This window comes from Photorhabdus machadonis, from assembly GCF_052657765.1.
This window is the reverse complement of the sequence record NZ_CP199761.1, coordinates 3,460,608-3,475,982: the sequence shown is the minus strand read 5'-3', so window position 1 is coordinate 3,475,982 and position 15,375 is coordinate 3,460,608. Positions and strand designations below refer to the sequence as shown.

Annotated in this window: 10 protein-coding genes and 3 pseudogenes; all 13 read right to left on the bottom strand. The window is 37.6% G+C overall.

Annotated elements, in window-relative coordinates; genetic code table 11:
- Positions 1 to 67 precede the first annotated feature (67 nt).
- A pseudogene (locus ACUN2T_RS16465) lies at positions 68 to 517 on the bottom strand (phage tail protein).
- Between the two features lie 246 nt (positions 518 to 763).
- The gene (locus ACUN2T_RS16460; protein WP_445494073.1) at positions 764 to 1,666 is read right to left on the bottom strand and encodes a hypothetical protein; all 903 of its coding nucleotides are present in this window, start codon (positions 1,664 to 1,666) and stop codon (positions 764 to 766) included.
- 769 nt (positions 1,667 to 2,435) lie between these two features.
- Positions 2,436 to 3,377: a hypothetical protein gene (locus tag ACUN2T_RS16455; protein ID WP_445494072.1), complete on the bottom strand. Its 942-nt coding sequence runs from the start codon at positions 3,375 to 3,377 to the stop codon at positions 2,436 to 2,438.
- Between the two features lie 197 nt (positions 3,378 to 3,574).
- On the bottom strand, positions 3,575 to 4,567 hold the full coding sequence (locus tag ACUN2T_RS16450; protein WP_445494071.1) for a hypothetical protein: 993 nt from the start codon (positions 4,565 to 4,567) through the stop codon (positions 3,575 to 3,577).
- Positions 4,568 to 4,659: 92 nt separating this feature from the next.
- Positions 4,660 to 5,610, bottom strand: a complete 951-nt coding sequence (locus tag ACUN2T_RS16445; RefSeq protein WP_445494070.1) for a DUF4255 domain-containing protein — start codon at positions 5,608 to 5,610, stop codon at positions 4,660 to 4,662.
- 24 nt (positions 5,611 to 5,634) lie between these two features.
- Complete coding sequence (locus tag ACUN2T_RS16440) at positions 5,635 to 7,701, bottom strand: ATP-binding protein (protein WP_445494069.1); 2,067 nt, start codon at positions 7,699 to 7,701, stop codon at positions 5,635 to 5,637.
- Positions 7,702 to 7,710: 9 nt separating this feature from the next.
- Entirely contained in the window at positions 7,711 to 9,267 is a 1,557-nt protein-coding gene (locus tag ACUN2T_RS16435; protein WP_445494067.1) for a contractile injection system tape measure protein, read from the bottom strand.
- Between the two features lie 63 nt (positions 9,268 to 9,330).
- Positions 9,331 to 10,548 carry a tail fiber protein gene (locus ACUN2T_RS16430; RefSeq protein ID WP_445494065.1) on the bottom strand — a complete coding sequence of 406 codons (1,218 nt, stop codon included), beginning with the start codon at positions 10,546 to 10,548 and terminating at the stop codon, positions 9,331 to 9,333.
- Positions 10,549 to 10,725: 177 nt separating this feature from the next.
- Positions 10,726 to 12,303: a hypothetical protein gene (locus tag ACUN2T_RS16425; protein WP_445494064.1), complete on the bottom strand. Its 1,578-nt coding sequence runs from the start codon at positions 12,301 to 12,303 to the stop codon at positions 10,726 to 10,728.
- The gene (locus ACUN2T_RS16420; protein WP_445497818.1) at positions 12,284 to 13,549 is read right to left on the bottom strand and encodes an IS4 family transposase; all 1,266 of its coding nucleotides are present in this window, start codon (positions 13,547 to 13,549) and stop codon (positions 12,284 to 12,286) included. Before ACUN2T_RS16420 ends, ACUN2T_RS16425 begins: the two co-directional genes overlap by 20 nt.
- Before the next feature lie 107 nt (positions 13,550 to 13,656).
- Positions 13,657 to 13,785, bottom strand: a pseudogene (locus ACUN2T_RS16415) (phage tail sheath family protein); the annotation flags it as partial.
- Between the two features lie 40 nt (positions 13,786 to 13,825).
- Entirely contained in the window at positions 13,826 to 14,275 is a 450-nt protein-coding gene (locus ACUN2T_RS16410) for a phage tail protein (RefSeq protein ID WP_445494063.1), read from the bottom strand.
- A 693-nt stretch (positions 14,276 to 14,968) separates the two neighbouring features.
- Positions 14,969 to 15,361 (bottom strand): annotated as a pseudogene (locus ACUN2T_RS16405) (Rpn family recombination-promoting nuclease/putative transposase); the annotation flags it as partial.
- Between the last annotated feature and the right edge of the window lie 14 nt (positions 15,362 to 15,375).

Here is a 15,375-nt window from a genome sequence, read left to right as displayed (position 1 = left end):
AATTGGCTATGTCAGATGATTATCTTCTGCAATATAAACATCGGGATAGATTGTTATTGTGGATCTATTAAGGTGCTTGAATGGTAACCCGATCTGCGACCAGTGCGATTTCTTGAACGGCAATATCATTGCTGGCGGCATCAAAAGAGGGGGAGGTGAATGACGTTGGGAAAGCATTTGTTACATTCTAGGTCATCAGAATTTCGGTACCGGCTTCGTTGGTCAGGCTAATGGCAATATCTTTTTTCTCAACTTGATTAAGTTGAATAGAATTAATCCAGTCAAAAAGCTTAGTATTGCCAGAGAAGACCCCTTTACGTAGGGTAAGATTGATCGATTGACGTTGGCCCGGCATTTTGTAGTAATTACCGGTGCCATCTTTATATTCGATGACTTCATGAGAAATATCTAGCCCGGAAACGTTGTTAAAGGGGATTTGTTCGTCACCAACCGAGACAACAAACCGATAAGTAGGAATGGGATAGTCAACAACGATTTGTGCTGGAGTTGTAGCCATGGTTTTTTCCTTTATTATTTACATTTGAAATAGAAGAAAAACGTCTATTATTTTGTTTTTCCTAGTACTTCACTATTGGGTATATACATGGATAGAGAAAATAAAAGAGAGTGCGCCACAGGTGGCGCAAAAATTATTTGGTCTGGCTTGATGTTGTATTAGTTATTGGTCACCCATTGGTTAGGTGTTATTGATACGAAAAAAACATTATACGAAATACGACATATCAAGACGGATTAATCTGTTTTATTCCTTTGCACCAGGCATTTTATGCCAGGTGTTTGTGCCTTTCTTTTTGTATGAAGTAATATAATTCAGGGGAATCGGGGTAATAAATGTCAGTTCTTCTGTACACGCGGGTATCATTGCTACGAATTCTGATTGTTGAAGAGTCTGGTGGCTCATCAGAAATTCGGGATAATTAATTCCTCTTTTATCTTGTCTAATTTTCTGGCCAATAGTTTCTTGATTCATCTCCTGCGGTCTTAGCCTGGGAATTTCCATCTTGTATAGGTAGGCAGTGTGTCCGCCATATCCACCACAATCTGTATTTATTCCTGTGGATACATAGTTCTGATTTGGACTCCTGACATGTCCTACCATATGCGCTGATGGTCCATCACTAATAAATGCATCCGTCAATGCATTCTTAACCTCGGTAACATGCTTTTTTGACCATGGATAAAATCCACCTGCTGCTACGATTTTTTCAGGATCCCGATTATCTCCTCTAAAAATAATGACATCTTTTTGATCTGTCAGTTCTAACTCATGTTTGCCAACGGATAAAGTTGAAGATGTTATGTCATTAAAACTTGATGTTAATAATGTCTCAGAATCTATAGTGGAAGACGTTGATTGATTAGTTGCTGATGTTGAACTTTCCGCAGTTGTAATAACGGGAAGTTTTTTTCCCTGTAATGATTTTGGTTTTGGTTTTGGTTCGGGTTTATTAGTATTTATAGAAGCGCTGCTTGATGAAGAGGGCATCGCAAATTGGGAAGTCGATTTTTTGGTGTCGGATAATCCTTGTGCATTCAATGCTTTTATACGTTCACTTATTGTCAATGTACGGTTAGTAGGAGCCAAATTATCAGTTTGTGATGAGCTTTCTTTTTGCTTTTCATCTTTGTTAGATTCATTTTCCATATTGTCACCTATTTGTTTTGAGCAAGAATGATATTTGTGAGTAAATAATTATATTAATAGTCTATATTTAATTCAATAGTCTTACCCTACAGCACAATGCTGTATATTTTCATTTTTTTATTTAACTGCCTGTATTTAATGGGTGAATTACAAACTGGATATTTTAATTAAAATGCATTTTCAGATATGTCTTATTTTTTTAGTAAACATTTTGTCACAATAACAATCTGACTAATCAGAAAAATAATAAAATAGGTGGATTTCAAAGATAAATTATTATTGGGAATGGGAAAATAGGGTTCAGCATTGCTACGGCTAAGATATTTTCCCTGATTTGGTAGGATGAAATGATTGTGGATCCTGTTTACGATTTGTGTAATTGTCTTTTTATTTAAAGGTAGCGATTTAAGCGGTCAGTTTTTTAAGGAACCTGGTGAGTTGATTGAGGTCGTTAAGGGTTTTAGCCAGCTCGGTAACCAGAGACTGTAACTATTTTTAGTCCATCATTTCACCTGTTTTAGTTGATAAATCAAATATATACCCAGTAGATTTCAAGATGCATCGCGACGGTAAGGGAGTGAATCCCCGGGAGCATAGCGAACTATGTGACCGGGGTGAGCGAGTGCAGCCAACAAAGAGGCAACTTGAAAGATAACGGGTATATCAAAAACAGGTGATGATACAAGTTTATGTACCGGCTCTGATTGTGAGCAGCAAGATTAATTTTTCTCTCTTTATTTTAGAAGAAAATCCAGAAAGACTCATTTTATTAGATGTTTTTCTTAGTATACCCAGAAACTTTCATATCTTTAGAGGTAAAGGTGTCGGCTTCAATTGAAGGCCTACTGAATAACCATCGATTAGGTTTTATATTTATGATATTAGGGGCTGCTGCTATTTTTTGATAGTGAAGTTGCCACTGTTTTTCCTCTTGGTTAAATTTTAAGAATGCAAAACCATAGATATTTTCTATAACTTTGCCATCAGCCTCGTGATATCCATAATCGCGGAATTCCATTGCCGTAATCATACCCATTCCGTGATCAATATTCTGGTTATTATATTCAACGTCTTCTTGACCACCTTGTACGTGCCGAACCCGGAGAGTGTCTTCATTCATTTTGTCGACCACAAATGAACATCCACTGAAGCCTGGGGTAAGTACATATTGTCGATGGCGACTGAGATCGGGTTGGGCCGGGATATCAACATATCCTCCTTGTGGGGCCCAATAAGCTGAAATAGACATGTCTTTATCCGGCATTTCTTCTTGATAGGTATCGACAACTTTTAATGCGTTGAATGGCAGAGTTTTATCCGATGGTTTAATTTGTAGTGCCTTGAATACCAAATCTCCGCCTCCTTCTTTGTTATTCAAAATCTTTTTTACTCCATCTGACATTTCTATTTTTTGCGGATTAATTAAATCGGTAATAATCGGTTGTGAAGTCAGTGCGTTTTCACTTAATATATCAGACATTGCTATGGAACTGGCGCTATATTGTTTTTGTTTCGAGGGGGATGGAATAAAAGATTGTGCACCTTTTATATTTCGTTCATTCCCTGTTCTTAGTTTTTTCTTTAACTGTAAATCCAATCCTAATCCCAATGTGCAGCTATTCATCGTATTATATTGGTTAGAATGTATTGAGCATTCTTCTGCTCTATTTCCTGAGTGATTAACTTTTTCACAGTATTTGTTGTTTGGCATATTATTTTATTACCTGTTAATTATTTGTAAGAAATCTTCTGGAATGGTTTTTTCCCCGGATCACTTGGATTAAGACCTACAATTTGTTTGGTTTCCTCTGGATTTTTATTTTTACTGTATTTATTTGTCGGAATATTATCACCTCTGATAATAAAAATATTAATGTAATATCAATGTTAGTGATTATATATTTACTTTTAAATTTTATTCCATTTGTTCACTTTAACATTCCCTGGGATTTTGATTTCGAGACTATTGCCAAATTCATTGTCTATGCTTTTTAAAATTGCTTTCGCATCTAAACGCCCTAATTGAACTGAACTTATGCCAGATCGTTTTAATAATAATGATTTCAAATCAGACAGTTTTCCTTTTACAGCAGGGGCTTGTGAAAGATTTTTTTCGTGCAGTAAATCAGGAGAAGCAAAGAATTCAGCTTGATCTAAGCCAAGTTCTTTAAGTTCTTCTGAATCTTCTATATTAATTTCTGCAAAATGAGTTGTATTAGATAAGAACTTTCTATTGGATACTTCTCCATCTATTGCTAGCAAGTAGAAAGTAAACGCCGTATTTCCTAAACGGTTCCAATCATCTTCATTGGTGTTACTTCCTTGAGTACGATTTAATGTTTTTATTCCCTTATTTACCAAATTAAAGTTTGAGCTAATCTCATCAAATGTAGGTTTTTCTTGCCCATTTCCGGAAGTATAATGTCTCAGTGTGAATTTCTTGTCTTTTACTTTAGCTAAATAATCATCTTTCGTTTTTTCAGAAGAAAATTTTATTTCATTATTGGTTATTTTATTCATTATGTCGAAGGGTAATTCTCTGTCATAAGGATCAAATTTACTTTTAAATCGGTTGAAAATATCTTCAGCTTTGACTTTTTCATTTAGATTATTACGGGTATTCGGTGTTACTGAACTTTCTTTTTTTACCTCCAAATCTGGTGTATGTTCCTGTAATTTCTTTTTATTATCATCATTCTTTAGTTCAGTTTCCGGCTTTCTGGTGTACTGTTGATTTGGGGTGGTTTGTGCATTTAAGTCTTTTCTATCTCCTCTATTTTTAGGTGTATTTAATTCAAGATGCTCAGTTTGTTTATTACTGTTTGATCTTGCAGGAGAAACAATAGCTTGATCTTTTTGGGTATTAAGTTCGAACTTTTTTATAAGGCTATTTATTGGCATGATATTACCACCTGTATATATGTGAATTTATCTTTGAATTTTGAATCACAAATAATATATGGATTATTAACGTGGAAAAATAAAATAAATAATTATTTATTAGGTGAGTGATTATTTGTTGTATTAATATAGGTTTTATTTTGAACCCCAATTAACCTGTCAGAATTTTCTTTAGAAACAATAATATCAAAACCATTTATCTTAATGATAATCTCTTGACTGTTTTTCCATTTTTTAAGTGTATCTTTTATTTGTGTTAAATAAGCTGTGTTGGTAATACCGGAAACTTCAACAATAATGCTGTTATTTTCTTGATTTTGGTTATTTTCTGTGTCGGGTTCTGTTACCAGATTAACTTTAGCCAAAGCAAGACGAGCATCTTCTGTACCACCTAAATCGGCACATAATTTATCTACCAGAGCTTGATTGATTTGTGAATTATTTAGGTTGGGTTTCTGATCTACAGACGCGGAAATTTGGTGAATTGGGGTAATATTGTCTTTAATATTTTGCAGTTTCATGGGTACGGTAATTGAATACATTAGAGAGAGGCGAGGGCGATTACCGAGAGCTTGCCAGAAATTACCCAAGCTATTTAAATTCTCCTGTTGGGGAATAATTCGAGTATAGGCACCGGGAATGCCGGTTAATTGACGGTTGTTAATTAATGCATTTAAAATCCGTGTCATCACTTGTGCCGCTTGATTATTGGGGCGGCTATCCGGGCTGGAGCTATCACTCGAGGGTTTATTAGCGTCCCAATAAGTAATTAAATAGTGACAATTGATATTGACCCATCCCGGTAATAATGTGCTGGTTGCCGGGTTATAACGTCTTGGTTCGGCGGAACGTAATTGTAAATCTTCATTGATGTCATAAAGAAATACACTGACCGTCGGTTCCGCTTGAATGGAATTAATTTCGGGCAGATCGAAACGGATATCAATTTTATTGCCATTGGTATTTAAATACTGGGATAAAACAGTATTTAATGCATTATTTACTTCAATAATCGCGTTGTTAGAAGCAATTAGGGTTGTCATATTTATGTTTATCCTATTGAGTATTTAAAAAACCAATCGGCCAGTTTTATTTAATTCGAGTGTAACCGCTCGATTGATATGTTTATTTTCGATTTGTTCACAATGGTCATTTTTCGCTAACATTGAGGCTAATAGTGCAATATTTCTGATATTAGCCCCGGTTAAATCAGCGCGTTTAGCCAGATGGGTAAAATCAATGGTATCGGATAATTTAATTTGTTCTGGCCAAATGACTTGCCACATTTTTTTACGTAACATTTCGTCGGGATAAGCAAAACGGGTAATAAAGGTAAAACGGCGATTAAAGGCGCTGTCTAAATGGCTACGATTATTGGTGGCTAAAATCACTAATCCCGGATAATTTTCTAATCGCTGTAATAAGTAAGAAACTTCAATATTAGCATGTCTGTCTTGAGCATCTTTGGTTTCACTACGCTTGCCAAATAGCGCATCCGCTTCATCGAAAAACAGTACACCGGAATCTGCTTCGGCCAGATCGAAAATACGGGAGATATTTTTTTCCGTTTCGCCAATATATTTATTCACCACGGTAGAGAGATCGACTTTAATCAGATCAACGCCAAGATGATCAGCAATCACTTCGGCGGCCATGGTTTTGCCGGTACCGGATTCGCCATAAAATAGCGCACTAATACCGGTACCATAACCGATTTTTTCCTGAAAGCCAGTACTCAGAATCTGGTCACGGTAATGAATGGCGGCAATAATTTCTCTTAATTGTTGCGCTAATGCGTCTGAAATAACCAAATCATTAAGGCTGCGTTTGGGGGTTATTCGTTGCGCTAATTTACCGAAATTCTGTTGAGCGCGGAAACTTAATGCTGTACGCAGATCGGTTTCTTCCAATTGACCTTCCGATTGTCGGAGTATTTGGTATTGATGTGCTTCTTTAAGAATTATCGGTAATGTTTCTGCGGTAAATGAAAAACGTTGACATAATTGAGGGATATTTATTTTCTGAATTATCTTATCTGGTAAACTGGCTTCCAGCATGGTTTTTTTATCTGCCAGCGTGAGGGCTGGCATATTAATTTGCACTATTGGTAAATGTTTAATCCACATTAATGAATCTTGTGGTTCTGCCAGACAAACCACGCGTAATTTTGCTTGGTTCAATAACGTGGAGAATTCCTTGTGTAATATTTTCTTTTCATATTTAAGCAAAGAAAAATTGCGAATTAATAAGCAAGCATCATGTAACCGGACTTCCCGTACTGCATCTATCAGTAAATTAGGGTTATTTTCCTCCGGCAGTTGGGCTAAATCCAGCGTTAAGCTACTGATATCATGAAACGCCATCATATTGCTTACCGCTAATTCTCTAGCGCTATCTTGTTTTCCTCTGAGTATTACCAGCGGGCGAACTTCATCGGTTTTATTTAATAATATCTTTTCAAGTGAACGGTAAAGAGATTGTGGATACCAACCGCGTGTGGCAGAAGCATGCCAATAAGCACAAGTTGTCAAGGGAGGTAAAATAACCCGTTGGCCTGATAAGAAATGCCAGACAGCGCTGTGAGTTAGAAATTGGGTTTGTAACCAAATAGATTCTTCGTGGTTATTAAGCCGTAATAGTTGATGACTGATTAATGGTGTTTGCGGTAGAAGGCTGTTTTGTCGTAATTGCCGATCACTTTGACGTTGGCTAAATAATTCAATGGCTAAGGCAAAATCAGGCCACTGTTTTTGACTATTACCGTGCAGAGCAGCAAATAACGCGTGATAACGGTTATCGAAATGCGGTAATAAACCTAATAATAAAACATCCCGTTCAAATTCAGTGAGATCAAAACGTGAAACTAATTGTGATAATGCATTGGGGGTTTCTTCGATTTCAGGGAAATTAATAATATCATCCTGTTTGGTGACCCAATGCGGAATGCCTTGTGGTTTTTCCAGCCGCTGGTTTAATTCATCTTCGGTAAGCAGAAAACTCTCCGGTAAATAATCATATTTTTCTCTATTTTGGTAATAGTAATGTTGTAATTGCAGATCAATACGTTCCAGATGGGGGTAAATCCAGTGTAATTCTGTCACCATATCATGGTTATTTTTAAGTAAAGCGTTCATATAAACCTGTTAAATATTTTTCCAGTCGATTAATAAAGAGCGATCCAACCAAGGAAGTTTGGCGATATTTAATGGCCACAGCCATTCAGTCAGCAATGCATCAAATGGCTGTGGCTGGATGGTGATTTTGATTTCTTGCTCATTTGCCAATAATTCACCCGGTCGTTGTAAGAACAATTGGCGGACGTCATTGCGGCTTAATTTTTTCCAACCGGGAAGTTGAGTAATAACGGTATCCAGCCATTGCTCTGTTATCAATTGCTTCTCTGGTTCAACAGAGATTGATTCGGTATTTTCATTGATCATGAGTCCGCACAGGACGTTATTGAGCCTCTTACATTCTGCCGGTGTTTCTTCTGTTCCCCAAATTAGATAGTCAAGGAAATTAACAGCATGGTATTGGGCTTGACGATGGATAAATTTTTTCCCCTCAAGTAGGCCAAGTTGATTAAACAATGCGGGTAGCATCGGCCAGAGAATTAATATCCCGGCATTATTGACTTGGCATGGAGAGTTTGATGCTGATAGTATTTTCTGATCTTCGGTAATAACTTTCTGATTTACCAGAGGTTGATGTTGCTGAACATCTGAAAAATTAACGTTATTTATGGCTGATTGTTTATCGGGTATATTTTTATCTATATGATTTGGCATAAAGCATGCCAATAGATATTGGTATTCCTCAATCGACAGATGTTTTTGGCAAAGCCGTGAAACATAAACGGTTTGCCAGAGTTGCTTTAGCCAACTATTTAATGGCGTATTGTGGTTCATAGCTTGGCGAAATAATTTAATAAAAGATGTGGCATTAAGTACGCCGTTATTAAGTTCAGTGGTAATACGTGAAATGATTTTCGCATCGGGTTTAGGTATCTCCTGAATATTATGCCGCTGTAGATATTCCAGTGCATTGAGTATTAGTTGCCCGGAGGAGACAAGCTCCTCCTGATGTTGTGGTTTGTTTGTTTTTTCGGCTAATTTGCGGTTAATGGCAATTAATAAAGTGGGTTGTTTGATAGCTAAAAGTCGTTGTAGACCATGTTCAGACAGGCAGCTTTTTGCCAGTAGCAATATCCATCTGCTCTCTATTTGTGTTAATTGGTGAATAAGTTTATTAATGTTTTTATTATGTGTTATTGTCTCCAGTGTATTGGGTTGGGCATCTTGTTGATATAAAGAGTGAATAAAATCCTCCGTATCAATTAAGTTATTATCGCAAAATGCGGAAGAGTTATCGGTGAATTTATTAGATGTTGGATTATTCAGTAGAGTTTCTTCATGATGGTTATTTATCTGATATTGGCTAAGTGTTTTATTCAGCTCCACCTTGAGGCGAGCAGGGAATAATGAATTAAAGTCATTGAAACTTATTTCACCAAGATTTAGGGTTAATATCTCTAAAGAGATGTTCTTATGAATCTTATATTCATCAAAGTATGAGTTGAGTAATTGATTTATATTGGTCTGATTAAGCACGGAGCCATGCAATATTTTCTTAGCTACCTGTTGATTATTAGCTGCAATAGTAATGGTAATCCGATTTAACAGATTTGGCTCCGAAGTCATATTAATATTTCCTTGGTAATGCGTAAATAATAGGTAATTTAAGTCTGTATTTGTAGAGTAGAATTAAAGTTTCATAATAAAGGCTAATAAGTAATAAGGCGGAATTACATCAACGCTATGATGATGTGAAGGGGATGATGCTGTTGCCTGGTGATTATGTCCTTGTCCTTCGCCTGTGCCTGATGTGTATGCGTAATACGCGCCATTGGCTGATTCCATTACGCTATTTAGATCATTACGTATATGATCAATATAATTGCTGTAATAGCTGCCATCATTTTTCATTCCATTACTAGTCCAATAACCCATACCTCCAATATGTTTATGGCTAGGTATTTGTGATTCTGTTAATGCTGTATTTTGCACATTAACAGTGACAGAAACTTGAGTTGATGTTGTATCTTTGTAAAAGTATTTTCCATTACCATTACCATTGGCTTTATAGCTGTTTCCTTTATCATAAAAGTTATTTCCACACATCACAAAACGACTTCTTAAGTCTGGGGTTCCATTGCTACCATCACAAAAAGCCCAACCTGTAGGAGCGCTATCACCAGAAAACATCACAATCATTCCTCTGGGGAGTACTTTATTGGGATCAATACTGACACCGTTTGAATTAACGGTGATACCGTTACCTGCTTTGACAGCCACATAATCGTAACCTGCATCAATACCATTACCATGGCAAATTGATATTCCATTGTCTCTATCAATCAGGCCATTACCAAGTTGTACAGATAAAACATCATTTTTGGGTTCTAATATTAATGGAGAATAGGCTACATTGATAGGTTTTCCCATTTTTAAACTGACACCGTTACTGTCTACTTTAATACCTTCACCAGCTTTAACTTTTACCCCTTCATTAACTATTTCAATACCGTGATGATTATCGACTTCAAGCTTATCGTTGTTAATTCTCAATCCTCTGCCGGTATTGACTGCTAATCCGCTATTATCAGCTAACAGGCTTTTATTCTTGATTTTTACACTTAATCCATTCTCATCTGCCTTTAAACCACCGTTGTCGTTAATTTTTACCGCTAGTGCACCGTCATTATTCAGTTTCAGGGCTGAATTTGGGTTATCCGTTTGACCGGGCGCTTTACTAACCGCTCGACGACCTATATCAGCAATATTAATCAGATCGGCATAATCGGTCTGTAATGGAATACTGCCTTCTTTAAAGCGCCTTTTTAAATCATCTGCTGATGGGCCATTTGATTTGATATTTTCCATATTGGATTTTGCATTAGGTAGATTGGATTTTTTTTCCATTTTTATCATCCTATGTGATGGTTAAATTATTATGATTTAAATATCTTATAGATATTTATGTATAATTAAGCATAAAAAGATATTTAATCTTAAAATAGGTCTTTTGTGATGCTATATTAATTTGTTTTTATATTGGATAAATTGGTTTGTATTTTTGCCATTATTTTTATTAATAATTTAATTTGGTTTAGTTCGCTCCCTAGGAGAAGGCACATATAATAATTGATTACTTGTTATGACTGCTGCATTCCATTGATCGCCAGACTCACCAATGACCTCGGTACGTTGCTGTTTAGTAGCAATTCGCATATTACCAATACCGGTTGCATCAGAAGGTAGGCGTCCCAAGGTTAAGGTTTCTAAAATATGGTATGCCTCGTCTCCTAAAGGGGCGTCATTGTTTTGCCAGCGTTTATAGGTGCTGGCAAAATCTTTAAAATGTTCCGGTGATAACCAGTGAATAATCATTGAAATATGTGCGGGGAATTCAGCTAATATTTCTGTTTTCACCCAAGATTCCAACTTATAAGGATCAACTTTGTCATTCTCAATTAACTGACGATTCACTACCACGCTAACCACAAATGAAAAGCGATCGGCTAAGGCATATTTTTCGCTGGAGAAATACCAGCGATAACGCCATGCTTCGGCCTCTTTTGGAAAGTTTTTATTCGGTGAGTTTTGGTTGCGTTTAATTAATATCTTACCTTGAATACGATCAAATTTAACCACCCGTGCTTTGAGTTCATATTCTGGTGGTTCAGCGAGAACTGTAAGAGGTGATATTTTTAGGTCTGGATCAGAGGGAGTAATCACATATTTCAGGGTGATTTCATCATTTTCTTCAATCATAGCAGGGAAGGGGCTTTGAGCACTGGAAGTAATCCAACGTTGATCTTCGGTAGCATTTTTATATGTCTCATCGGCATAAACCAATTGATAATCCATATCTTCCAGCCATACTGGGCTATTTTGCCAGCGCAGATTACCATCATTAAATTTTTGTCTTATTCTGTCCAGATTGCGTTCCAAATCGCTGCTGTTACGGGTACTAAGGGAAAAGGTATCTCCTGTCACTTCGGTGATCATTTGGCTCCGTAATATAAACTCTCTATCACCTTCAATAATAATTAGATTAATTACCTGACCTTGTAATAACCGACCTGCAATACCTTGCTGTGTGATGATGAGTTGATGATTTTTAGAGCCTGAGTTCTCTTCAATTATTTTTAGATCGTCTGGTTTTTGTTTATTGTCGAATTTCGTGTCGGGTTTTATCGGCAAAAGTTGACGATGTTCAATTAAATAAAAAGGCAGGCCATCCAGATTAGGTGTTTTACTGAAACATTCCCCGCCTAAACCCAAGCGGGCGGCAATTCTTTTTTGTAGCGCCGACACTTTATCAATCCGAATATTATTACGTTGATAGGTCAGTTCCGGTTGTTGAGCTAGATAGCCGCGTTGGGTGTTCAGAAAATCTAGTGTGTTTAGTGTTAACGGCCTGGCTGCGCGATGAGTACCAAAATAGCCTAATAGGTAATCCAGAATTGTCAGCTCCTTGGCATAGTTTTTATCTTTATTATTGCCTTTATCGTAATGGATTTGAGAATCATTATTGAGCTTTTCTATTAAATTAGCTTCTATGTTTTGATGGGCTTGTTGACTGACAGTATCGGCTTTAAAAGGCCATTGAGCACCGTATACTGTTTCTCCCCGTTGTTTCATATACAGGATCTTAAGAATTAAGTCGTTCAAAACACGCATCCAATGTTTTGTTTTTAGACGACTTTCTTTGCGGTGTTTTGAATGCATTCTGGGATAAATAGGCTTTGGCTTTTTCCAGCCAAAAACACGTTTCCGACCATGCCCTTTGGAGGAGATTTTCTATTATGGGTTTTAACCAGATCTCCGTATTTTGGGCCGCTTTAAGCAGTGAAACCGCTGGGAATAATCGCCTTGCCAGCGAGCGTCTGAGCAACAACGCTAATAAGCTCAGCCAGATAAGCCCCGTGACCAACGTTTCTTTTCGTGTCGTAAACCGGTGCCAGTTCGTGTGTGATTTGAGTTCTTTAAACAACAGTTCTATTTGCCAGCGGCAACGATAAATATCCATGATGTCATTGGCTGTAAATTCCTCGACTGATAAGTTAGTCAGCCAGAGACAGAAACGTTTTTCTTCAGCAAACCAACGGCGGATCAGGCGAAACTCATAGCCATTACGCCGACAAATCAGCTCCAACACCTCAGAACGATTCGTTCTGCGTGTCACGGATTTCAGGGGCTTATCGGACAGCTTCGATAAGATTTTTCCCTGACCATTGCGTGCCCTGATTATTTGGGGATTAAGCGATTTACCGCCCCGCACAATAAACGAACCGCCTGAGCGTGAGAGTTGTTCAAAATACTCAAAATCGACATAACCGGCATCCGCTAATAATAATTGGTCATGCAATGTTGCCGGAATAGGCAGGTGAGTCCGCTCAGAGGCGGTATCTGCAGTAACAGCCATTTTCACGGGAGACTGGGTTAATAATGACAAGGTCATGTGACATTCCACTGCCGCTGCGGTTGCCTGAAATCGACAAGGAAAAACATCAGCCAGTGCCGAATGGACTTTAAATGAACTGCCATCCTGTAAAATAACATTTTGAAATTTGGCGAGTTTTTTGGGCAGGACGAGGTGCTTTTCAGCCCATTGTGCCATGGCAAACCTGACCAATATTTTGACAAATTCAACAAAAGCCGCTTTCCGTAGCTGATTATAAAAAGGACGGTAGCTAACGTGTTGTTTTTCATCGGGGCACAGGCCATTAAATTTTTGGTGTAGCTGAGCTATAGACGTCACTTTCCCCGAACTGAGCGCTGTGATAAGACTGAGAATAAGCGTATGAGGCTCGATATTTCTCACGCGCTGAATAAACCCGCAGCGAAGCGCCATTTTTTGCAAAGAAACGTCACTGAAGAATTGCATTAATTGGTGTTTTATAGCGATAATCGTCACAGGCTTCATCCGTGGTTTTGGTATTAGTTTGGCGACGATTATCAGATCATAAATGAAGCCTTTTTTCTATCTAAAATATACAGTTACTGCTTAAGAGCCTGTATATGATCTGATATTAATGAACTGTTGTTTGCAACAGCAAAGACCGGCACTGCTGTTGCACTGGAACGAACGGAGAGTGCGGGTGAAGCGTCCTCTTCAATATAAACGCCGGGATAGGTTGGTTCTGTTGGCATGTTGCCTCCAATTATTGTGCAATATTCTGAGTAGACAGTGTTAAGCAGCTTGAATGGTGATTCGATCCGCTGTCAGGCTAATTTCCTGAACCGCAACTTCATTGCTGGTGGCATCAAAAGCAGGAGCGGTTAATGAAGTAGGGAAGGCATTTGCCACGCTCCAGGTCATTAAAATTTCAGTACCGGCTTCGTTGGTTAAACTAATTGAAATATCTTTTTTCTCGACCTGATTAAGTTGAATGGAATTAAGCCAGTCGAACAGTTTCGTATCACCGGAGAAGACACCTTTGCGCAGCGTAATATTGATCGCCTGACGTTGGCCGGGCATTTTGTAATAATTACCGGTGCCGTCTTTATATTCGATGACGTCATGAGAAATATCGAGCCCGGAAACACTGTTAAAAGGGACTTTCTCATCACCAATTGAGACAACAAACCGATAAGTAGGGATCGGATATTCAACAGCGATTTGTTCTGGAGTTGTAGACATGATTTTTCCTTGATTGGTTATTTACGTTTAAAAGATAAACAAAGCGTTATAGCCTTGTTTTGATTAACACTGAGGTTTTGATTAGCTCTGAGCTATGGCTATAGCTACCGCAGCAACCTGTCTTGTGACGGTTATTATTTATGCTGAAAAAATTTATTTCGCGATTATTTATTTCGCATTTAATAAAGAGGCTTGATTATAAGTAATGAATCTTTTGAGGGAATATTAATTAGTAGTGCGTGATAATTATTAATTGGTATTGTGGAGGTTAACCATTTTAGGTATTGACACGGTTTTATTTGGTTTTAGGGATAGGAAAATTATGAAGGGATAACTATTTTCTATTTCATTGATTAATTGATGATCACAAGAGTGAGTGGAAAAGATCGTGTTGAGCCTATGATTTTCTTTTTTATGAATATACCTTATGGATTTCAAAATTGCCGTCGTGATGCATCTTGAAATCCATAGGGTATATGAACTCTATTCGGATGCCCAAATCAATAATAAACGGTTACATCAGGCGCATGAACATTGAGGTTTTGACGAAACAGAACAAGTCATTTTGTTTCCGTAAACAACTCACCTAATCGCATTCCCCATGCTCTTAAGGTGTCATTTTGCTCCCTATAAATAAGAACAAAAATGCCGATTTTGAATATCGGTATTTTGCTGTATAAAGAGAAGATTAATTTAATGCTTTAACGCTTCAATTTTATCCCGACTCAGTCCGGTACTGGTGACAATAATATCCAGGCTGACGCCATGCCGTAATAAGGCACGAGCCGTTTCCAGTTTACCTTCCGCTCGGCCTTGCTCAATACCTTGCTCAATACCTTCCTCTCTACCTTGCTTGATACCTCGCTCAAGCCCTTTTTGTTCAAGCTGTTCTGCAATAGTCATCAACATCGTTTCATGCTCCGGAGATTGTTCAATCAGTTGATGGACAAAGTGTGAGAGATCCAGCGTATGCCCATTCAGTAAAATATAGCGTAACACCACATTGCGCTGCTCGGTTGTATTATACCCTGCATTCAAGAGTTCCACCAATTGGAGGAGCCATTCCTGCATATCCCGGCAGCAAATAATCTAAAAATAAA

Coding starts and splice junctions, on each gene's coding strand:
- ACUN2T_RS16460 (WP_445494073.1), bottom strand. CDS start 1,666: ATGGAAAATGAATCTAACAAAGATGAAAAGCAAAAAGAAAGCTCATCA.
- ACUN2T_RS16455 (WP_445494072.1), bottom strand. CDS start 3,377: ATGCCAAACAACAAATACTGTGAAAAAGTTAATCACTCAGGAAATAGA.
- ACUN2T_RS16450 (WP_445494071.1), bottom strand. CDS start 4,567: ATGCCAATAAATAGCCTTATAAAAAAGTTCGAACTTAATACCCAAAAA.
- ACUN2T_RS16445 (WP_445494070.1), bottom strand. CDS start 5,610: ATGACAACCCTAATTGCTTCTAACAACGCGATTATTGAAGTAAATAAT.
- ACUN2T_RS16440 (WP_445494069.1), bottom strand. CDS start 7,701: ATGAACGCTTTACTTAAAAATAACCATGATATGGTGACAGAATTACAC.
- ACUN2T_RS16435 (WP_445494067.1), bottom strand. CDS start 9,267: ATGACTTCGGAGCCAAATCTGTTAAATCGGATTACCATTACTATTGCA.
- ACUN2T_RS16430 (WP_445494065.1), bottom strand. CDS start 10,548: ATGGAAAAAAAATCCAATCTACCTAATGCAAAATCCAATATGGAAAAT.
- ACUN2T_RS16410 (WP_445494063.1), bottom strand. CDS start 14,275: ATGTCTACAACTCCAGAACAAATCGCTGTTGAATATCCGATCCCTACT.